At 74.3% G+C, this 19,978-nt stretch carries 18 protein-coding genes and 3 pseudogenes; 9 read left to right on the forward strand and 12 right to left on the reverse strand.

All coding sequences use genetic code 11. The features are described 5' to 3' along the window. Position 1: 1 nt before the first annotated feature. Both IE255_RS33930 and IE255_RS33935 read right to left on the reverse strand, forming a co-directional pair. Entirely contained in the window at positions 2 to 1,072 is a 1,071-nt protein-coding gene (locus IE255_RS33930) for a YihY/virulence factor BrkB family protein (protein WP_190054247.1), read from the reverse strand. 75 nt (positions 1,073 to 1,147) lie between these two features. Continuing rightward, positions 1,148 to 1,687, reverse strand: coding sequence for an MmcQ/YjbR family DNA-binding protein (locus IE255_RS33935; RefSeq protein WP_190054248.1), 540 nt, complete (start codon positions 1,685 to 1,687; stop codon positions 1,148 to 1,150). A 120-nt stretch (positions 1,688 to 1,807) separates the two neighbouring features. On the opposite strand from IE255_RS33935, the gene IE255_RS33940 reads away from it, so the two are divergent. From IE255_RS33940 to IE255_RS33955, 4 genes are all read left to right on the forward strand, one after another. After that, a complete protein-coding gene (locus IE255_RS33940) occupies positions 1,808 to 2,440 on the forward strand; it encodes a GNAT family N-acetyltransferase (protein ID WP_190054249.1) in 633 nt (210 codons plus the stop codon). Between the two features lie 204 nt (positions 2,441 to 2,644). After that, positions 2,645 to 3,325 carry a lytic polysaccharide monooxygenase auxiliary activity family 9 protein gene (locus tag IE255_RS33945; RefSeq protein WP_190054250.1) on the forward strand — a complete coding sequence of 227 codons (681 nt, stop codon included), beginning with the start codon at positions 2,645 to 2,647 and terminating at the stop codon, positions 3,323 to 3,325. 253 nt (positions 3,326 to 3,578) lie between these two features. Then, complete coding sequence (locus IE255_RS33950) at positions 3,579 to 5,519, forward strand: DUF1996 domain-containing protein (RefSeq protein WP_229906713.1); 1,941 nt, start codon at positions 3,579 to 3,581, stop codon at positions 5,517 to 5,519. Positions 5,520 to 5,731: 212 nt separating this feature from the next. Continuing rightward, a complete protein-coding gene (locus tag IE255_RS33955) occupies positions 5,732 to 6,496 on the forward strand; it encodes a sulfite exporter TauE/SafE family protein (RefSeq protein ID WP_190054252.1) in 765 nt (254 codons plus the stop codon). 33 nt (positions 6,497 to 6,529) lie between these two features. Here the strand turns inward: IE255_RS33955 and IE255_RS33960 are convergent. After that, positions 6,530 to 7,402 (reverse strand): annotated as a pseudogene (locus tag IE255_RS33960) (EamA family transporter); the annotation flags it as partial. A gap of 151 nt (positions 7,403 to 7,553) precedes the next feature. Further along, positions 7,554 to 7,648, reverse strand: a pseudogene (locus IE255_RS39590) (chitosanase); the annotation flags it as partial. Between the two features lie 119 nt (positions 7,649 to 7,767). Between IE255_RS39590 and IE255_RS33965 the strand changes: the two are divergent. Then, positions 7,768 to 7,950, forward strand: a complete 183-nt coding sequence (locus IE255_RS33965; protein WP_190054253.1) for a hypothetical protein — start codon at positions 7,768 to 7,770, stop codon at positions 7,948 to 7,950. A gap of 39 nt (positions 7,951 to 7,989) precedes the next feature. Here the strand turns inward: IE255_RS33965 and IE255_RS33970 are convergent, their stop codons facing one another. Beyond that, entirely contained in the window at positions 7,990 to 8,718 is a 729-nt protein-coding gene (locus IE255_RS33970) for an ankyrin repeat domain-containing protein (protein WP_190054254.1), read from the reverse strand. Between the two features lie 199 nt (positions 8,719 to 8,917). On the opposite strand from IE255_RS33970, the pseudogene IE255_RS40030 reads away from it, so the two are divergent. Both IE255_RS40030 and IE255_RS40035 read left to right on the forward strand, forming a co-directional pair. After that, positions 8,918 to 9,094, forward strand: a pseudogene (locus tag IE255_RS40030) (SpoIIE family protein phosphatase); the annotation flags it as partial. A 58-nt stretch (positions 9,095 to 9,152) separates the two neighbouring features. Further along, on the forward strand, positions 9,153 to 9,437 hold the full coding sequence (locus tag IE255_RS40035; RefSeq protein ID WP_268255766.1) for a SpoIIE family protein phosphatase: 285 nt from the start codon (positions 9,153 to 9,155) through the stop codon (positions 9,435 to 9,437). On the opposite strand, the gene IE255_RS33980 is transcribed toward IE255_RS40035, so the two are convergent. Both IE255_RS33980 and IE255_RS33985 read right to left on the reverse strand, forming a co-directional pair. After that, positions 9,382 to 10,074, reverse strand: a complete 693-nt coding sequence (locus tag IE255_RS33980; RefSeq protein ID WP_190054305.1) for a GAF and ANTAR domain-containing protein — start codon at positions 10,072 to 10,074, stop codon at positions 9,382 to 9,384. The genes IE255_RS40035 and IE255_RS33980 overlap by 56 nt on opposite strands. Positions 10,075 to 10,185: 111 nt before the next feature. Continuing rightward, positions 10,186 to 12,756, reverse strand: a complete 2,571-nt coding sequence (locus tag IE255_RS33985; RefSeq protein ID WP_190054255.1) for a SpoIIE family protein phosphatase — start codon at positions 12,754 to 12,756, stop codon at positions 10,186 to 10,188. A gap of 171 nt (positions 12,757 to 12,927) precedes the next feature. On the opposite strand from IE255_RS33985, the gene IE255_RS33990 reads away from it, so the two are divergent. After that, complete coding sequence (locus IE255_RS33990) at positions 12,928 to 13,518, forward strand: AMIN-like domain-containing (lipo)protein (RefSeq protein WP_190054256.1); 591 nt, start codon at positions 12,928 to 12,930, stop codon at positions 13,516 to 13,518. A gap of 106 nt (positions 13,519 to 13,624) precedes the next feature. Here IE255_RS33990 and IE255_RS33995 read toward each other — a convergent pair whose 3' ends face one another. Continuing rightward, positions 13,625 to 14,710 carry a GNAT family N-acetyltransferase gene (locus tag IE255_RS33995; RefSeq protein WP_190054257.1) on the reverse strand — a complete coding sequence of 362 codons (1,086 nt, stop codon included), beginning with the start codon at positions 14,708 to 14,710 and terminating at the stop codon, positions 13,625 to 13,627. A 115-nt stretch (positions 14,711 to 14,825) separates the two neighbouring features. Beyond that, a complete protein-coding gene (locus tag IE255_RS34000) occupies positions 14,826 to 15,215 on the reverse strand; it encodes a hypothetical protein (RefSeq protein WP_229906706.1) in 390 nt (129 codons plus the stop codon). Between the two features lie 295 nt (positions 15,216 to 15,510). Here IE255_RS34000 and IE255_RS34005 point away from each other — a divergent pair, with 295 nt between their 5' ends. Beyond that, positions 15,511 to 17,481, forward strand: coding sequence for a HEAT repeat domain-containing protein (locus tag IE255_RS34005; RefSeq protein ID WP_190054258.1), 1,971 nt, complete (start codon positions 15,511 to 15,513; stop codon positions 17,479 to 17,481). Between the two features lie 4 nt (positions 17,482 to 17,485). Here the strand turns inward: IE255_RS34005 and IE255_RS34010 are convergent, their stop codons facing one another. From IE255_RS34010 to IE255_RS34020, 3 genes are all read right to left on the reverse strand, one after another. Then, positions 17,486 to 18,160, reverse strand: a complete 675-nt coding sequence (locus IE255_RS34010) for a hypothetical protein (protein ID WP_190054259.1) — start codon at positions 18,158 to 18,160, stop codon at positions 17,486 to 17,488. Between the two features lie 73 nt (positions 18,161 to 18,233). After that, a complete protein-coding gene (locus IE255_RS34015) occupies positions 18,234 to 19,262 on the reverse strand; it encodes an LLM class flavin-dependent oxidoreductase (RefSeq protein ID WP_190054260.1) in 1,029 nt (342 codons plus the stop codon). Beyond that, the gene (locus IE255_RS34020; protein ID WP_190054261.1) at positions 19,262 to 19,768 is read right to left on the reverse strand and encodes an SRPBCC family protein; all 507 of its coding nucleotides are present in this window, start codon (positions 19,766 to 19,768) and stop codon (positions 19,262 to 19,264) included. The genes IE255_RS34015 and IE255_RS34020 overlap by 1 nt, the downstream gene beginning before the upstream one ends. Positions 19,769 to 19,978: the final 210 nt, after the last annotated feature.

Genomic DNA, 19,978 nt, shown 5'->3' on the forward strand with positions numbered 1-19,978 from the left:
GTCAGGTCTCCTCCAGCCGGCGCCGGTCCTGCTCGTCCCAGGTGCGGGTGTCGCGCGGCTGGGTGTACGGCTCGGCCTCCGGCGGGTGACCGCCGGCGATGGCCCGCTGCCGTACCGTCTCCGCATCGAACTCCAGGCCCAGCAGGATCGCCAGATTGGTGATCCACAGCCACACCAGGAAGACGATGACACCGGCCATCGTGCCGTAGGTCTTGTTGTACGAGGCGAAGTTGGCCACGTAGACCGCGAACCCGGCGGAGGCGACCATCCAGATCAGCAGGGCCAGCAGGCTGCCCGGGGTGATCCAGCGGAACCCCTTCACCTTGGCGTTCGGGGTCGCCCAGTACAGGATCGCGATCATGATCGTGACCAGCAGGACCAGCACGGGCCACTTCGCGATCGACCACACCGTCAGCGCGGTGTCGCCGAGCCCGAGCGCCGTCCCGGCCTGGTGGGCCAGTCCGCCTGTGAAGACCACGATCAGCGCGCTGATCACGGCCAGCACCATCAGCACGACGGTCACGCCCACCCGCACCGGCAGCAGCTTCCACACCGGCCGGCCCTCGGGCATGTCGTAGACGGCGTTGGCGGAGCGGATGAACGCCCCCACGTAGCCGGAGGCCGACCACACCGCCAGGACCAGGCCGACGATCGCCATCAGCGAGCCGATGCCGGCGTTGCCCTGCAACTGCTCGACGGCCCGGGTGAGGATGTCGCGAGCCGGGCCGGGGGCCAGCTGCTGGACGTTGTCGAGCACCCTCTCGGTGGTCGACCTGCCGGTGATGCCGAGCAGCGACACCAGCACGAGCACAGCGGGGAACAGCGCCAGCACCCCGTAGTAGGTCAGCGCGGCCGCCCGGTCGGCCAGCTCGTCGTCCTTGAACTCCCGCAGGCTCCCCTTCAGCACCGCGCTCCACGACTTCCGGGGCAGCTCACTCGGCGTGTCCGGTGCCGCGCGCTCCACTTCGGGGCCCGGCCCGGGCTCCGCCGGAGCCGGGGGAGGAGCAGAGGCCTGAGGCCGGGCCTCGGCCGCGTGGTGTTCTTTTCGTCCCGGAATATGCAGCTTCACCATCAGGGCCGGGTAACCCCTGGCCGTGCTCTTAAGCCGCGCTCGTCCAAGCCGCGCCCGGCATCCGGGTGCGTGGTGTCATCCCGGCAGCGCGAGCCCCCGTCGCTCCAGCGCCTCCGCCAGGACGCGCACGGCCTTCGGGCCGACCCCGTGCAGGGCCAGGAGTTCCGCCCGGGAGTGCCGGGCCACCTGCTCCAGCGTCGTCAGGCCCGCGCCGCACAGGGCTTGGGTGGCGGGCCTCCCGATCCCGGCCGGCAGGTCCCCGCCGGGGGCGCCGGCCGCCGCCTCGGCCGCGGCCAGGGACGCGGCGAGCCGCTTCGGGGCCCGGCTGAACCAGGCCGCCCGCACCAGCGCGTTGAGGTCCTTGCCGTCGACGTCCGCGAGCGGCACGACGAAACCGGCCGGCGCTCCCGCGCGCACCAGGCGCTCACCCGTCGGATGCGCGGCCACCGCGGCCTCGGTCTCGTCCGGCGGCAGATGCAGCCGCACCCGGCCGTCCTTCGTCACCGAGGCGAAGCCCTTGCCCCGCACGGAGAAGGCGGCCCTGCCGGAGCGGCTCCCCTCCTCGGCCTCGGGGAGGGCGAGGGCCGCCTTGCGCAGCTGCGTCACGGTGGTCATGGCCGGAGTCTGGCACACGCGCCGCGCCGCGCTCAGGGCGTCGGAGGAGCCCGTGACCGGGATGCCGGCAGAGCCCGCAACCGGGTTGAGGGAGCGCTCCCGCCCCGGCACGATGCCGCCATGACCACGCACCCCGCCATCCGGCGCTACCGGCCCGAGGACCGGCCGGCCCTCGACGACATCTGCGTCCGCACCGCGCACCACGGCCAGGACAGCCGCCCCCACTACACGGACCCGGGCATCTTCCCGGTGACCTTCGCGGCCCCGTACGTCCATCTGGAGCCGGAACTGGCCTTCGTGCTGGACGACGGTGAGGGGCGGGCGGTCGGCTACATCCTCGGGGCCGCCGACACCCCGCGCTTCGCCGAGGCCTTCCGCACGACGTGGCTCCCCCTGGTCGCCGACCGCTACCCGGCACCTCCCCGGCCGCCGCGGACCCCCGACGAGACGGTGGCGCACCTGCTGCACCACCCCGAGCGGATGGTGGTCCCCGAACTGGCCGCGTATCCCGCCCACCTGCACATCGACCTGCTCCCCGGGTGGCAGGGCCGCGGCCATGGCCGCCGCCTGATGCGGACCTTCCTCGCGGCCCTCCAGGACCAGGGCGTCCCGGCCGTCCACCTGGCGATGGCGACCGCCAACACGGCGGCCAGGGCCTTCTACGACCGCATGGGCTTCCACGAGCTCGACGTCCCCGAGGACGGGCCGGTCACCTACCTGGGCCGCACCACGAAGGAACTGGACCGGCTCTGACGGCACCTCCCGTCGAACGAATCGAACGCGCCAGGGGGTGCGGAAGTGGCGCAATCGCGCGTTGCCGACCCGGGGCATCGGGCGCAGCCTGTGCCTTGCGGGAGCGCTCCCACGCGCCGTCCGCACCCCCACGAAAAGCACACCGCGAGCACGACAAGCACCCCACGCAAGCACGACCACCCCCACACCGGAAAGAAGGAGATCATGAATTGTCATGATCATGCTCTTAAGGTCCTCGGAGTCAGGTCCCGCCTGACGCTCGCCCTGAGCGTGCTGGTCGCCGCGCTGCTCAGCCTGCTCCCGTGGAGCGGCACCGCCGTCGCGCACGGCTCCGTCGTCGACCCGGCATCACGCAACTACGGCTGCTGGCTGCGGTGGGGGAACGACTTCCAGAACCCCGCGATGGCCCAGCAGGACCCCATGTGCTGGCAGGCGTGGCAGGACAACCCCAACGCCATGTGGAACTGGAACGGCCTGTACCGCAACGGCTCCGGCGGCAACTTCCAGGCCGTCATCCCCGACGGTCAGCTGTGCAGCGGCGGCCGGACCGAGGGCGGCCGGTACAACTCCCTCGACACGGTCGGCGCCTGGAAGACCACGGACGTCACCGGCAACTTCACCGTGAAGCTGTACGACCAGGCCAGTCACGGCGCCGACTACTTCCTGGTGTACGTCACACGGCAGGGCTTCGACCCCACCACCCAGCCGCTGACCTGGAACGACCTCCAACTCGTCGCCCGCACCGGCAGGTACGCGCCCAGCCAGAACTACTCGATCCCGGTGAGCACGTCGGGACTGAGCGGACGGCACGTCGTCTACACGATCTGGCAGGCGTCGCACATGGACCAGACGTACTTCCTGTGCAGTGACGTGAACTTCCGCTGACCTGCCGTGTCCCCGCCGGCCGCCGGGGCCGGCGGGGCCCGGGCCGTCCGTGCTTCCTGAGAGTTCTCCAAGAATTTCCCGGGCGATTGAACGCGCCGGTGCTCCCGTACGTATGGGGCGAGGGGATTTTCATGCCCGGCACGCCATGAAGCGCAGGAGAGCACCCTTGGGACGCAACACGCGAAGACGCCCGACCGGCCCACGACGCGCGACCTTCGCCGCGGTCGCGCTGATCCTGGGCGGAGGCGGCCTGATGGCGGCGAACGTCTACGCCTCGGCCACGGACGGCGGTTCGGGCGGTGCGACCGCACAGCCGCGGTCCGGCACGGGGGTCCGGACCGCGGGCGCGACGATCGACTGCCCGGACGTCGGCAGCCGGCTGACCTCGGTCCCCGAGCAGGCGCGGCCGGAGGTCGACAAGGAACTCGCCCTCCTGGACGAGCAGATCGCCCAGGCCTACCAGCGGCTGAGCGCGTCGGCGCGACAGGTGCGGCAGGACGCCGGCTTCGCCGACAACGCGATCATGAATCCCCTGAAGGACAAGCGGGCCGCGACCATCGAGCGCATCGCGATCGCCGTCGACCGTGTGGGGGACCGCCCGGAAGGGCTCGAATCCCTCGCGGCGTGCACCGTGCGCGACTCCGGCAACCAGGCCCCCGCGCCGGGTGAGGGCGAGGACGGCAGCGAGCAGCCCGGCCAGGAAGAGGGCAACGGCCAGGGCGAGGGCGAGGGCCAGGGCGGCAACGGCGGGCAGGCGGGCAACGGCCCGGTCGCCGCCGACTTCGCCGACATCAGGAGCGTCCGGCCCGACGTCGAGACTGCCCGCCCGAAGGGGAACGCCTCCCGCGGCTCCTTCGCCACCGACTGCGGCGTGAACGAGAACGGCCTGTTCAACTCCGACAACATCATCGCCGCGCCGGGCGTCACCAACGGCGCCCACCACTTCCACGACTACGTCGGGAACCAGGCCAACAACGCCTTCGCCAGTGACCAGGACCTCGCGAGCGCCGAGACCAGCTGCGCCGACCAGGGCGACAAGTCCTCCTACTACTGGCCCGTGCTGCGCCTCCAGAACGGCACCCAGGAGCAGGACGCGAACTCGCCCGGCGGCGGCATCGAGGGCAACGCCGGCGAGATCGTGACGCCGAAGCAGGTCACGCTGACGTTCGTCGGCAACCCGCGCGACAAGGTCACGGCCATGCCGCGGCTGCTGCGCATCATCACCGGCGACGCCAAGTCGTTCGTCAACGGCCCCGCCAACGCCAACGCGTCCTGGAGCTGCACCGGCTTCGAGGACCGGCAGCTGAAGGACAAGTATCCGCTGTGCCCGCGGGGCAGCGACGTGGTGCGCACCTTCACGTTCCAGAGCTGCTGGGACGGCCGCAACATCGACAGCGCCAACCACCGCACCCACGTGGCGTTCGCGGACGCCGCCGGCACCTGCCCGGCCGGCTTCCGGCCCATCCCGCAGCTGGTCCAGCGCATCGTCTACGACGTCGACGCGCCGAGCCTGGACGACGGCGGCCGTACGACCCCGCTGTTCGCGGTGGACTCCTTCCCGGAGCAGTTGCACAAGCCGGTCACGGACCACGGCGACTTCATCAACGTCTTCGACGAGGACCTGATGCGGGAGATGGTCGACTGCATCAACGAGGGCCGCACGTGCGGTGCCGGGGCGGGCTCCGGGCCGGGAGCGGGGGAGGAGCCGAGCGGAACCCCCGAGGCTCCGCAGGAGCAGCCCACGCGCACCCCCGACGCGCCGAAGGACGGGAACGCCGGGGGCAGGCCGGGTGACACGGGCGCCGGCGGCGGCAAGGGCGAGGCCCCCAAGCCGCCGGCGACGGGCAGGCCGGCTCCCGAACCGGAGCCCGGCGACGACGCCTCCGCGGCCCCCCGCACCGACGAACCCGAGGTGTACGCGACGCCGTCCGCGGACCGCGGCACCGCGAACGCCGGTGAGCCGGGCGGCGCGAAGGACGACGCCGGCGAGGACGCGGACGGCCTCGGCGAGTCCCAGGCCGTCGGAACGGCGACCAGCGCCGCTGCGACGCCCTCCGTCCCGCCGCGGACGGAACCGCAGGCCGTCGGCGAAGGCGGCCTGGCCGACACCGGCGCCCAGCTCTGGCCGGCCGCGGCAGGCGCCCTCCTGGTCATGGCGGGGTTCGTCGTCCTCCGCCGAGCCAGGCGCGCCTGACCCGCAGCGCCCTCACGGGCCCGTTAACGGCGGCGCGTTCCCCACCGGGAGCGCGCCGCCGTTCGTCGTCGGAGTCCGGCGCGTCCGTGCGGCCGGGGCCCACAGCCCGCTCCCGGGCTTCTCCGGGACCCTTCGATCGGCGCCGAAGTGCTCACCGCCTAGCGTGCTCCCATGAACCTCATAGGGAACCGCACACGCGGTGGAGCCGTGGCGTGACGCCCGGGGAGATGGTGGCCGTGTTCGCCGCCGCCACGGGCGCCGGTGCCGTCAACGCCGTCGTCGGCTCGGGAACGCTGATCACCTTTCCGGTGCTGCTCGCCACCGGACTGCCCCCGGTCACCGCCACGGTGTCCAACGGGCTGGGCCTGGTCCCCGGCTCGATCAGCGCGGTCATCGGCTACCGCGAGGAACTCCGCGGCCAGGGCCGGCGCGTCCTGCTGCTCGGCATCGGCGCCGTCCTGGGCGGTCTCGCGGGCGCCGTGCTGCTGCTGACCCTGCCCGCGGCGGCCTTCGAGCGGATCGTGCCCGCCCTGGTCGGCCTCGCGCTCGTCCTGGTCGCCTGCCAGCCCCTGATCGCGAGGAGAGTGCGCCGCCGCCGCGACAGGGGCGGCACCACCCGCCGGGACGGCGGCCCGCTGCTGTTCACCGGCCTCACGCTCGCCAGCGTCTACGGCGGCTACTTCTCCGCCGCGCAGGGCATCATCTACGTCTCCCTCATGGGCATGCTGCTCGACGAGACGCTCCAGCGGCTCAACGCCGTCAAGAACGTCCTGGCGGCCGTCGTGAACACCGTCGCCGCCCTGCTCTTCCTCTTCTTCGCGGACTTCGACTGGACGGCCGTCCTGCTCATCGCCGTCGGATCCGCGCTGGGCGGCCTGGCCGGAGCCAGAACCGGCCGCCGCTTCAGCCCCGCCGTCCTTCGCACGCTGATCGTGTCGGTCGGCACCGTCGCCCTCGTCCACCTGGTGCTCCACTGAGCCGTGGTGGCCACTCGGCGGGCCGCCCCGGGATCGGGACCGCCCCAGCGCTCCCGATCCCAGGGCCACACCGAGCCCCACCAGCGCGCTGCCCGCGGCCTGCGCGAGACCGTAGGAGCCCGTGCCGACGAGGGGCGCGGTGCAGGCCGCCGCGACCGGGATGAGGCCGGAGAACAGGGTGGCGCGTTCGGCGCCGATCCGCTGCATGCCCACGTACCAGCACACGAAGCCGACCACGGTGACCACCACCGCCTGCCACAGCAGCGCGGCGGTCTCGACGCCGTCCGGACGCCGCAGCCAGGCGCCCCCGTCGACCAGCAGACCGGCCGCCGCCGACTCCAGCGCGGCGACCGCGCACACCGTGGCGGACAGCAGCCGCGGTCCGAGCGGCCGCAGCACGGGTACGGCGAGCACGGCGAACCCGACCTCCCCCGCCAGGGCGCACACGGAGAAGGCGATGCCGGCCCCGTCCGTACGCCCCCAGCCCTGGACGGCGAAGGCGCCGACGGCCACGAGCAACGCCCCGTACACAACCGTGCGTTGGGGCCCGCGCCCGTCCAGCAGCGGCACGAGCACGGCGACGACCACCGGCGCACAGCCCACGAACACGCCTGGAACCGCCGGTTCCGCCGTGCGCTCCGCGGCGATGACGGCCAGGTTGAAGCCCACCATGCCGACCGCTGCGAGCAGGGCGAGACGGACCCACTGACGGGGCGCGAGGGCCCTCAGCCGGGCGGCCGCGCCCCTCCCGGCCACGGGGAGCAGCAGCAGGCAGGCCAGTCCGTAGCGCAGGAACTGGCCGCCCGCGTACGGGTAGTCGCCGAGGAGGCTGTTGGCGGTGAAGGACCCTCCGACGAGGACACAGGCGAGCGCGGCGAGCAGGGCTCCGCGCGTGGTGGCGTTCATGCCGGTGACGCTAGGCAGCCCTGCGGCCCGGTGGGAGGTCCACTTCCCCGCCACCTTGGTGGACCAATCCGCCCCGGGCCGCGTCGGCTCGGAACCTGACACGGTCCCTCGGCGGTCAGCCGACGTGGTGGCTGTCGCCGTACTACCTCACCTCGTCACCGCCCTGCGCGGGCGGCTTCGCCGTGCGAAGCGCACGCCTGCGGGTGGTGCGGAAGCTCGGGGGTCGGTGCCGTCGCCGTGCCTCACGAAGGTTCGTCGGGTCGACCAAGCGCGCGCGGCGGGAACCAAGAGGGGCGCTCGCACGTCAACTCTTTGCCCAGGGAGGGCCGATCGGTCGGAGAGACCAGCCGGAGAGGGGAATCGCCGTGGACGACGCGACGTCGCAGCAGGGAAGCGAGGCGGAGGCCGCCGCACGCCGGTCCCGCTTCGGGGCACTGCCGGAGCCGGTGCGCGTGGAGGACATGGTCGAGGAACGGGCGGCGAGCACGCCCGACCCCGCCCGCACCGCGTACAACCAGGACGAGTGGCTCGTGCGCTACTGCCTGTGAGACGCCCGGCTCACGTCCGGGCGCGGCGGCCCCCGACCGCTACGAGCGGCCCTTCGCGCCCAGGCCGCGCAGCCACCGCACGACGTCGTCGGCGTCCTGGGCGCGGGCGATGTCGAGCGGGGTCAGGTCGTCGTAGCCGCACCAGTCGATGTCGGCGCCGTGCCGGTGGAGGTACTGCGCGGTGACCAGCTGCCCGCCGTGGCAGGCACCCCAGAAGGCACTGGTGATCTCCTCGGGCGACGGCGGCTCGCCCTCCTCGACGCAGGCCCGGACCCGGTCGAGCAGGCCGAGCGTGGCGGCGTCCTGGAGCGTCGTGCGGGCGCCGTGCTCGACGAGGCGGTGCGCCGCGCGCCACTGGCCGAACGCGCGGGCGTCGGCGAGCGGGGTGCCGCCCGCGATCACCGCCCCGGGGGCCTCGATGTCGGCCCCGGCGGCGATCAGCGCGTCCAGGACGGGCACGTCGTTGTTGCTGGCGGCCCAGTGCAGCGGGGTCTCCGAGTGCGCGCCGCCGAACCGGGCGTGGGGATCCGCCCCGGCCGCGACCAGGGCGGCGACGACCTCCGGGCCGTTGGGGAAGTGACCGGGCCAGTCGGTCGCGATGTGCAGCAGACTGCGCGTGCCCTTGCCGTCCTCCCCGTGCTCGGTGACGCGGGCGGTGGCCAGACCGGGATGGTCGTCGAGCAACCGCCGGAGCCCGGGTACATCACCGGTGCGGATCGCCTCGGTGACGGCGACGGCGAGCGTGTCCCGCGATGTCAGCGTCTGCAAACCGGCCTCCCGATCACCGTCCAGGCCCTCCGATTCTGCCAGCCCGGCACCCACCGGGGCAGGCGAACCGACCGACTGCCGCGACGGCCCCAGCGCCCAGCAGGTTCCGCGACGGGCCCCGCCGGCGGCGCTCACCGCGCCCGGTGTCAGGAGGGCCGACCCGCGTCATCGCCCGGCCGCCTCCCCTAGGGAGTCCGTGATGGGCCAGGTCCGCACCGCCATCCACGCCCGCGCCGCGCCCGGCCAGGTCCTCGCCCGCACCAACCGGCTCCTGGCCGACCTCGACTCCGAACTGCTCGTCTCCTGCCTCTACGCCCACCTCGACCTGGCCCGCCACCAGGCGTCCTTCGCCGGCGCCGGCCACGTGCCCCCGCTGCTGCGCACCCGCCCCGCAGCGCCGGCGTCCTCGACGTCGAGCCCGGCCGCTGCTGGGCATCAGCACCCACGCCCGCTACTCGGTCACCACCGCGTCCCTGCTCCCCGGCACCACCCTCGCCCTCTACACCGACGGCCTGGTCGAAATCCCCGGCATCGACGCCACCCGCACCACCTCCGACCTCGCCCGGCACCTGGAGGCCGGCTCGTCCACCACACGGCCCCCACCGGACAGCACACCGACGACATCGCCGTGCTGCTCCTGCGCGCCGGCCCCACCCCGGACGGTCAGGCCTGACCGGGACGCTCGGCCCGGACCCGCCGCGCCACGTCGCGCAGCTTGATGTTGTGGTGCTGCGAGATGCGCCGCAGCACACCGAAGGCCTCGTCCTCGCTCAGCCGGTGGCGCTCCATCAGGATCCCCATGGCCTCCCCGATGGCGTGCCGGGTCTCCAGGGCGTGCTCGAGCTGGTCGACGGTGCGGGCGGTGGCCAGCGCGACGGCGGCATGGGAGGCGAGCAGCCAGCCCGCGGCCTCGATGTCCTTGCCGAATGCGCCGGGACGGCGCGAGTAGAGGTTCAGCGCGCCGAAGTCGTCCTGCTCCGTGTAGAGCAGCACACCGGTCATGCTGCCGATCCCGAGGTCGCGGGCCGCCTGGCAGAAGCGCGGCCAGGACGGCTGCGGTCTGGTCATGTCGGCGATGCGGAACAGCCGCTCGCCGTCCACGCGGCGGGCCGCGTCGAAGCAGGGCCCCTCGCCCAGCTCGCCCTGGAGCCGGTCGGACTCCTCGACCATGTCGCCGCACACGGCCAGCGTCACGGCCTTGCCCTTGGACACCGTCAGGATGCCCGCCGCGTCACAGCCCTCGACGAGCTTCACCGCCGAGGCCGCGATCTCGTCCAGCGTCGCCTGGAACGACTCCTGCGCCACCAGGTCCCGGGCGAGCAGTGCCATCTGCTCGGCGTACCGCTGCCACTCCACCGCCACCACCGCTCTCCTCGCCCGTTCCGACCACGGTACTCGCGCCGCGTCCGCCCCGCCGACCGCCCGCCGGGCGGGGCACGGTCGCGGCCCGGGAACCCGCGTACCCGCTCAGCGGTACGCCGTCAGCAGCAGCGCCACGTCGTCCGGCCGCTCCGTGGCGCGCCGCGCCGTCCTCATCAGCCGGTCGGCGAGGTGCTCCACCGAATCCGCCGACGTGTCGGCCAGGCAGCGGCGCACCTGCTCGATCCCCGTCTCGATGTCGCTGCCGGGCCGCTCCACGAGCCCGTCGGTGTACAGGGCGAGGACGCTGCCGGGGGCCAGCTTCAGCGCGGTGACGGGATAGACCGCGTCGGGCTGCACACCCAGCATGACCCCGCCCGCCAGATCCAGCGTCTCAGCGTGCCCGTCGGGATGCCGCAGCAGCGGCGGGGGATGGCCCGCCCGCACGGCGAGGGCACGGCCGCCGCGCGGGTCCAGTTCGACGTAGCAGCAGGTGGCGAAGGCGTCCGACTCCAGCTCGGTGAGCAGCCGGTTGGTGTGCGTGATGACCTCCTGCGGCGGGCGCTCGCTCGCGGCGAAGGCGTGCACGGCACTGCGCAGCTGCCCCATCACCGCGGCGGCCCCCACGCTGTGCCCCTCGACGTCCCCGATGATCAGGGCCACGCCACGCCCCGTCCTGATCACGTCGTACCAGTCACCGCCGATGGCCATGCCCTGCGTGCCGGGCAGATAGCGGCCGGCGGTGCGCAGCCCCTCCACGGCGGGCAGCCGGTGCGGCAGCAGCCCCTCCTGGAGGCCGCGGGCGACGGCGGACTCCGCGTCGTAGAGCCGCGCCCGCTCCAGGGCCTGGGCGGCGAGGCCGCTCAGCGCGGTGAGGGCGGAACGCTCGTCGGCGGTGAACCGGTGCGGGGTGTCCCAGCCGAGGATGCAGGAGCCGACGGGATGCCCGGAGGCGATCAGCGGCAGGAACGCCCAGGCGTTCATGCGGTCCAGGGCGATGCCCGGGTAGGCGACGGAGAGGTCCTCGGGCGACTCGAAGAAGAGCGGGAGCCGCGTGGTCAGGGCGTGCACGCCGGGCAGCTGCGTGTCGAGGGTGACGCCTTCGAACGGGGTGAGGAAGCCCTCGGGGTAGCCCGACTCCCACAGCAGGTACATCCTGCCCTCGCGGACGGTGTACAGGGCGAGTTCCCGGGCGCCGAACGCCGGCAGCAGCTGCTCGGACACGGCCCGGCACACGTCCCGCACGGTGACCGCCTCGGTGAGCACGCTCGCCATCTGCACCACGTGGTACAGCGCCCCGGCCCGGGCCGCGGCGACCGGCTCGGGCGGCGGCGCCACGGCGGCACCGGGAACGAGACCGACCGCCGACCCGGCCGCGTACCCGGGCTCGACGCCCGTGGGCGCGCCGGTCGGGGAGACCCGGCCGGTCAGCCCGTGCACGTCCGGGTAGAGCACGAAGCTCAGCCAGTTCCCGTCCGGACGCCGCACGAGGAAGGACACCTGCTCCTGCGACAGCATCGCCGCCCGGTAGCGGTCCTCGTACGCGGGATCCCGGAGCCAGGTGACCACCTCCCACGGACAGCGGCCCAGGAGCTCCTCCCGGCCGCGGCCGAGCAGTTCCTCGCAGCGCCGGTTGGCGTAGGTCAGGCGGCCGTCCTGGTCCAGGGAGAAGATCCCGTCGGGCAGCCGCTCGGCGGCCTCGGCCGCGGTGAGCCCGCCGGCCGCGTCGACCAGGGCCGCCACCAGGATCCGGGCGGAACCGGCGCCGCCGCCCACGAGATGGCCCCACAGCTCGACGGGCCGGTAGCCGGTCTCCCCGCTGCCCGCGGACTCGTCCCGCACCCGGAAGTGCCGGGACCTGACCCGGCCGTGGGTGAGCGCGTCGTGCCGGCACGCCCGCAGTTCGTGCAGGTCGTCGGGGCTGACCCGGGCCTCGATGTCCGCCAGGGTGCCGCCGAAGTCCGCCCGGCCGAGGCCGAGCAGAGCGAGGGCCTCGTCGTCCGGGGTGCACCGGTCCGTGTCCAGGTCCCAGTCGACGAGCCCGACCCGGACGGGGTGCACGGCGGGGGTGGGCAGCCGCACGCCGACGGGCTCGCCGTCGTACTCGACGCGATGCGCGGCGGAGCCCGGGCCGGAAGGGCCGGCGGCGAGGCGGCCGAGGCGCTCCTCCATGTCCCGCCCGGCGGGGCGCAGCGCGAGAGCCACCGTCTCCGCGTCCGTCGGCGTCCGGGCGGCCGAGCGCAGCACGACGAGGACGCCCACGGGCTCGCCGCCGGCCCGCAGGGGCTGGTGGGCGGAGCCGAACGAGTACGGCAGCCCGGCGGTGAAGTGCGGGAAGCGCACCATCGTGGCGCGCTCGTCCGGCAGCCACAGGGTCTCGTCGCGCCGGTAGGCCTCCGCCATCGGCAGGGCACCGCCCACCGGCACCCGCCACCAGCTCTTGAGCAGCGACCTCGGCACCCCGGTGACCATCGCGAGCACGAGCGAGCGCCGGTCGCGGGAGCGCAGGTAGACCAGTCCGCCGTAGCCCCCGAGGTCCCGCACGGCCTGGACCAGCGGGCCGGTCAGGGCGTCCTCGATCCGCCCCGTGTCCCCGGTCCCGGCCCGGCCGTCACCCCCGCCCCGGATCCGGCCACCGGATGACCGCGGCCCGTCCGGTACGGCGGCTGCCTCATCCATCTCGCGTCCTCCCGGTACGGACGCACCGGACACCAATCGCTCCCCACCAGGATGTGCCATGGTCGGCGCTCCGGCGCGGTGGGTGCAATCTTTCGTTCACGTGGGTGCAACCTTTGGGTCAAGACGGCCGTCTCACCGGATATCACAACCACGCAAGCCCCGGGGGCGGCAATGGTACGAATCAGAACAGCATGCGCGACGCTCGCGCTCGTCGGTGCCACGGTGGCCGTGGCGGCGCTCCCGGCGGGCGCCGCACCGGCCGCGGCCCGGCAGGCCGCCACGCAGACCACGACCTGTCCGACCGGCTGGGGAAGCGTCGCCAAGACCGGCACCAGCTCCACGGTCGCACCGCTGACGAACGTCAGGACCGGCCGCCACGCCTGCTTCGACCGGATGGTCGTCGACGTGCCCGGCGCGGGCAGCGGCGTCGGCTACACCGTCCAGTACGTCGACCGGCTCCACCAGGACGGATCCGGCCGCCACATACCCGTGGCCGGCGGCGCCGTCCTCGAGGTGCGGGTGGCCGCGCCCGCCTACGACCCGGAGACCGGCGCAGCCACCTATCCGGGCCGGGTGGCGCGCCCGCTGCCGGGCGTGGACCTCACCGGCTACCGCACCTTCCGGGACACCCGCTTCGCCGGCAGCTTCGAGGGGGAGACCCAGATCGGCCTGGGCGTCCGTGCCCGGCTGCCCTTCCGGGTGCTCCAGCTGGACGACCGCGTCATCGTGGACGTCGCCCACAGCTGGAGCGCCACGAGCTGACCACGGCGCGCCCGGCTCTCCCCGAGCCGGGCGCCCCGGGCGGACAGGCAGCGGCTGCGCAACCGTCCCGACCGGCTCAGCGGCCGTGCAGCCGTCCCGGACCGGCTCAGCGGCCGCGCAGCCGCCCCGCCTCCGCCAGCGCCCGGGCGGCCGCACCGGCCAGACGGGGCCGGTTGCGCACGAAGCGGCGGGCGGCCCGTGCGGGCTCCCGCCCCAGCCAGTGGGCGGCTCCGCCCGGCACCGGCCGTACCACCGCCCCCTCGTACACCCGCAGATCACGGGTCTTGAGCGACTCCTTGTAACGGGCCGGGCCGCTGCCCAGGTCGACCGTCCCGATCCCGTCGGCCGCCGCGGCCTCCAGCATCCTCAGCTGGAGCACGAGACCGGGGGAGTACTTGGCGTAGGCGCGGTCGTAGGCCGGGAACCACCAGGACAGCACCGTGCGCGAGCGCAGGCCGAAGTGCGCGGCCACGGGCCGGTCCGCGGCGTACAGCACCGACAGCACCCCGCGGCACTCCGGCTCCTCGCTCTCCCCGAGCAGGCCCACCAGCCGCGTGATCCACTCCTGCGCGAACCGGTCCCGCCGGCCGGTCCGCCGGTACTGCGCCGACTTCCAGCCCATCAGCGCCCGCAGCGCGCCGGGGTCCCGGGCGTCGTACACGAACCGCACCTCGCCGACCTGCCGGGCCAGCTTGCGCTCCTTGGCCAGGGTCTGTCTGAGGAAGCTCGGCGACGTCGCGCGCAGCCGCTCGGTGTACCGCTCGAACCCCCCGGCGAGGTCGACGACCGGGGAGGCGAGCTCCTCGGCCGCGTACGGCACGAACGCCCCCTGGCCGGCCTCGAGGTTGTCGAACTCCCAGGACGACAACGCGCAGGCCCGCAGCAGCCCGCGGGCGTCGAGCCGGATCCCGGGGCGTAACACGGCCCCCTGACTGTCCGACACCCCGAGGCCGATGGCCCGGCCCTGGCCCAGGGGCCCTCTCTCGTACGGGAAGAACCCGACCGGCGAGCCGTCGTCCTGGAGCACCGCCACCCGGGCCCCCGGCCTGACCCGCCCCACCGCCACGGTGAACGCCGGGTCGAGAAAGGGATTCGCCGGGGCCGCGGACTCCGTCCGTATCTCCCGCCACATCTTCTGGTCGTTCGGGCTCAGTTCGTCCGGCCTCAGAACGAGAACGCGCTTTCCAGGCACATCTGCCTCCTGTGTCGTCGGCTTGGGGACACACGAAGGCCTGCACAACACCGCGTACCGGCACCAGGCAGTACTCGGGCCGCACGGCGCAGGCCCTGGTCGGTACTGCCGTCACTCAGCAGCGAAACGTCTGTAGCTCCACGGCGTTCGGGGCGGCCCCGACCGCCCCCGGACACCGGGGCGTTCCCGCCGCGCGGCTGCCCGTACCGCCCCGGTCCACCACGGGCGCCCCGGTCACCACCGCGCCCGCCCCGGCCGCTCCGGCGGCCCGCGGCGTCCGCGCCGCCGGCTGCCGGGCCGACGGCTCCTCCTCGCACGGACAGGGCTCGTCCGCCCCTTCGGCCCCGGCGCCCGCAGCCGCACCCGGCTCCGCGGCGTCCACCTCCACGGCCGCCGCGACCCCGGCCTGCGCCGCGCGCCCGCCGGGCGCGAATCCCGGGACGACGAGATGCAGCAACAGCAGGCAGGCCACCAGCCCCACCGCTGCCGCCCGTCGTCGCACCATCAGACCCCTGACTCGTGTCTCGGCCGGGGGAGGAGGGAGTGCTGCGGCCCACAGGGCCGGCGCCGGACCAGACCCCCGACACGGCCGGCTGCGCCTTCCAGTAGGCCGAGCCCGTCCCGCCCCGTCAAGCCCTGGTGAGACGATTCGCCCCGTTCGGCCGGTTGCCGCCGAAAACCAACGGAAAGCGCTCCCGTCGAACACCGCATCCCCAGCCCCACCCGGCCTCTTCCCGACCAGGCCGGCCGCTACGGAAAACCCCTGCGGCCGGCCCTCGCCGCACGGATAGGGTCGCGCCATGTGGGAGGGGCTCGACGAGGTCGACTGGGCAGGACTGGAGCACAACTACGGGTCCGCCCGGGACCTGTCCGGTCTGCTGCGCCGGTGCGCGCGGCCACCGGCCGACCAGGCCGAGTACGCGGCGGAGGAGGTGCTCAACCTGCTCTTCCACCAAGGCGGATGGATCTGTTCCGCCGCCCCGGCCGCGCTGCCGTTCCTGCTCCGCCTCGCCGCGCACCCGGACGTGCCGTGCCGTCGTACGGTGCTGGACCTCGTGTCGATGCTCGCCGCGGAGGCCGCCCAGGTCCCCGCACGCTCCAAGGACCCCGGCTGGGCCCCCGCGTGGGAACGGGCACTGCCCGACGTGCTCGCCCTGCTGGCCGACCCCGACCCGCGGATCCGCCGGGGAGCGGCCGACACGATCGCCGACTGCGAAAGCCCCGGCGAGGCCACCCTGCCCGCCCTCCTGCGGTGCTGGCACACCGAGGACGACCTGGCGACCCGCCTGGACCTCGTCCTCGCCCTGGGCCGCTCGGCCCTCCGGGAGCCCGCCGGTGCCCGGGCGGCCGAAGCGCTCGCCCTGGTCCGCGGACTCCTCGGCCATCCGGAGCCGCAACTGCGCCTGGCGGCCGTGCAGGTCCTGGCGGTGAGTGACCCGGACCTGCCGACGCGGGCCCTGGACGACCTGCTGGTAGCGGTCCGGGATCCGAGCGTGGCGGTGTGGCGGCACACCAGTTCCGTCGAGAACGGGACGATGGGGGTCCAGCACTGGACCGCCGGGCTCTTCCCCGGCGCGTCCGCCACGTTCGTGCGGGGCCTGCTGGCCGACCACCCGGACCCGGAGCACAGGATCGGCGCGCTGGCGCAGGCGGGCGAACTGCTGGTCAAGTGGCGCTCTCCGGCCCGCGATCTGCTGCCGGCCCTCGCGGCCCGGCTGGACGACCCGGTCGCGGAGGTCAGGTACCGGGCGGCCGAACTCCTGGCCTGCCTCGGCCCGTCGGCCGCCGCCCACGCCGACGCGGTCGCCGGCCTGCTGGACGACGACGCCGCCCGGACCGCCCGGGCGGGGGAGACGGTCGCCGACGCGGCCCTGTGGGCGCTGGCCCGGATGAACGACCCGCGCTGCCTGCCCGGCCTGATCGCCTGCCTGGCGGGTGCGCCGTCGGGCTTCCCGCCCGCCGCCCAGTACTTCGGCGGCGACTTCCACCACCCGTCCCTGCCCGCCCTCCACGAAGCGCTCGTCCTGCTGCCGGACCACGCCGGCACGCTGGTGCCGGCGGTCTGCGACCGGCTCGGCACCGCCACCGACCCTCGCGTGCGGAACGGCCTCGCCGAGGTGCTCGCCGCATGGGGGCCCGCGGCGGAAGCGGCGGTTCCACGGCTGACCGGACTGCTGGAGGACGAGCGGACCTGGGCGTCGGCCGCGACGGCCCTGGCGGGCATCGGCGTCGCGGACACCGCCGCCCGCGACCTGCTGCTCACGCGCACGGCGACCGGCGGCGCGGACGCCGAACTCGCCGCCTGGGCCTACTGGCGGCTGGGAGGCGAGCCCGGACCGGCCCTGGCCGTGCTGGGCCCCGCGGCGACGGAGGGCGACCACCCCCACCCGGCCCTGCGCAAGCTCGCCGACCTGGGCCCGCACGCCGCCGGCCACGCCGACCGGTTGCGCCGGCTCACCACCGCCTCGGACGCCTGGACCAGGGTGCGGGCCGCGCACGCCCTGTGGGCCGCCACCGGCGACACCGCCCACACGCTCGAGCCCCTGCTGGCGGCCGTCCGCCCCCTGGCCGAGGGCATCTGTCTGCCGGTCATGCTCCCCGCCGTGCGCTGCCTGACCCTGATGGGCCGCGCCGCCCGGCCCGCCGCGCACCTGCTGAGCGCCGTGCCCGCCCTGGACGAACGCCTGCGCTTCGGCGGCGGCCGGCGCGCCTTCACCGACGACGAGTCCCTCCGCGCGGCGGTCGACGACCTCCTCGCCGCGGCCTCCTGACCGGTCAGCCGCCGAGGCTCAGCACCTCGGCCGGCTTCGGCGGCCGGATGTCGAGGGGCTCGCCGAAGCCGCTGAACGACGTGGTGGTGTGCTGCGCACCGCTCTTGTAGACCGTCTTCAGCAGATACGGCTCGCCTTCCTCGGCCACGTAGAAGGTGTAGGTCCCTTCCTTGTCCGCCTTGTCGGTCACGATCAGCTCGACGGGCTTCGTGCCCCCGACGCGGGTGGATCCGCCCTTCTTCGCCGTGCCGAAGGAGTCGAAGGGCCGCTCGCAGGAGGTGAGACCGTCACCGGTGCTCACCGGGTCCACCGGCGTCTTCACCCACAGCTTCTGCTCGCCGGTGAGGCCCGGGTTGTTCTTCCACTTCTGCAGGTAGGCCCGGTTCGGGCGGACGTAGTCGGTGCCGCCCAGGCGGACCTGCTCCAGGGCGCCGCCGCCGGGCCAGGTGGTCCTGGACCGGCACCGGCTGCCGAGGTCGGTCACGAGGTGGCTGGTGACCGTGCCGCTCGTGGTGCGGTTGGCGATGTCGACGGTGACGGAGTCCAGCTTCCGCATCGTCGCGTTGGCCTCGTCGAGGATGTCGCCGGCGGACCTGTCCTCGCGGGCGTCGCCGGCGCCGCACCCGGCCAGGGCCGCGGCCGCCAGCAGGCACAGCGCGGTCGTCGTCACGGTAGCCATGGCCCGCACGGAGCCCCCCTGTTGTTCGTGTCGGCCGGTGATCAGCAAGGGAGCCTACTCGCCCGCCTCCGCGCTACGCGCCGTCACCGGTCGCACGGACCAGCTCGATGGCCCTGCCCAGGGTGTCGAGCCGGTCGGCGAGCGTCTCGCCGGCCGGGTAGAGGCGGACGGTGTCCACCCCGGCCTCCCGCCAGACGCGCAGCCGTCGCCGCACCATCTCCTCGGTGCCGATGAGCGTGGTGGCCAGCACCATCTCGTCGGTGACCAGACCGGCGGCGCCGTCGCGGTCGCCCGACTGCCAGCGCTCCCGTACCTCCGCGGCGGCCTCGGCCCAGCCCTGGCGGCTGTAGGCCCGGTGGTAGAAGTTGGTCGACGCGGAACCCATGCCGCCCAGACTGAAGGCGAGTTCCCTCTTCCGTCCGGCGACCATGGCGCCCAGTTCCTCCTCGTCCCGGGCGAACCCGACCTCGGCCCCTTGGCAGACGTCGAACCCGGCACGCCCGCGGCCGGCGGCGGCCAGGCCCTCGTCCAGCGGGGCGAAGTAGGCCTGCGCCGCGCCCTCCGGTACGAAGCTGGTGCCTAGCCAGCCGTCCGCGACCCGGCCGGTCAGCCGCAGCATGGCGGGCGACAGCGCGGCCAGGTAGACGGGCACGGGGTGCTCGGCGCGCACGGACAGGCGCATCGGCACCGCCTCCCCGCCGGGCAGCGGAATCGTGAACTCGTAGCCCGAGTAGGAGATCTTTCCGCCCGCGAACACCTGCCGCACGATCTCCACCGTCTCGCGCATCCGCGCCAGGGGACGGGCGAACGGCACCCCGTGCAGCCCCTCCATCACCTGCGGGCCGGACGGCCCCAGACCCAGCAGGAAACGCCCGCCCGACAGGTTGGACAGGGTGATGGCCGTCTGGGCGAGCGCCACCGGTGTGCGCGTGCCGACCTGCATGACGGCGGAGCCGAGCAGCATCCGTTCCGCCCTCACCGCGCTGAGCGGCCTCGCCACCCAGCAGACGTCGAGGCCCAGCTTCTCCGCCTCGACGACGAAGTCGGCCTGCCGGGACCAGGAGCCGAGGGCCGCCGCCTCGACGGTCGTCGCCGTCCGCATCACGCCTCCGCCCGCTGCCTGATGTGCTCCAGCGTGGCGGTCATGCCCCGCTCGAACTCCCGCAGCCTCACGAACACGATCTTCTGCTCCTTCTCCGGCATGGCGTCGATCGCGAGGGAGAGGCCGGAGCGGCCGGGCCCCATCCGCATCCACTGCGACAACTCGGTCCCGCCGTCCCGGGGTTCGAGGCGGAACCGCCAGACCGCACCGGGCTCGTCCGGATCCCCGACGGCCCAGGAGAAGACCCGCTGGGGGTCGTACGCGACGACCGTGGACGTCGTCTCCCACTCGCCGAGCGCCTCGTGCCGGTTGCGGCCGGCGAACCGGGCCCCGACGGCCGGCCCGGCGGCTCCGTCCAGCCACCGCACCGACTGCAACTCCGCGCTCAGCTCCGGCATCCCCGTCACATCCGACACCAGCTCCCACACCCTCCCCGGCGGGGCGGCGATCCACGTCGTCACCTCGACCGTCGGCTTGTCCGCGTACCGCGCGCCCGTCCACTCCATCGCGTGCCGGCCTCCTCGACGACAGGGACTGGACAGCAGAGTTGCGTAATGAGACTCACTAGGTCAAGAGGGAGAGCCGCCAGGGGAGGGCCATGCGGGTGCCGATGTGCCCCGGCGCGCGGAACCGCGCCGGCGGGGCCGCGTACGCTACCGGTGGCTCCGCCCCGGGGGATCTTCACGTCTGACGTGCTCGCCGACGGGGGAGCCATC

This window comes from Streptomyces lomondensis (assembly GCF_014651035.1).
GTDB classification, from domain to species: domain Bacteria; phylum Actinomycetota; class Actinomycetes; order Streptomycetales; family Streptomycetaceae; genus Streptomyces; species Streptomyces lomondensis.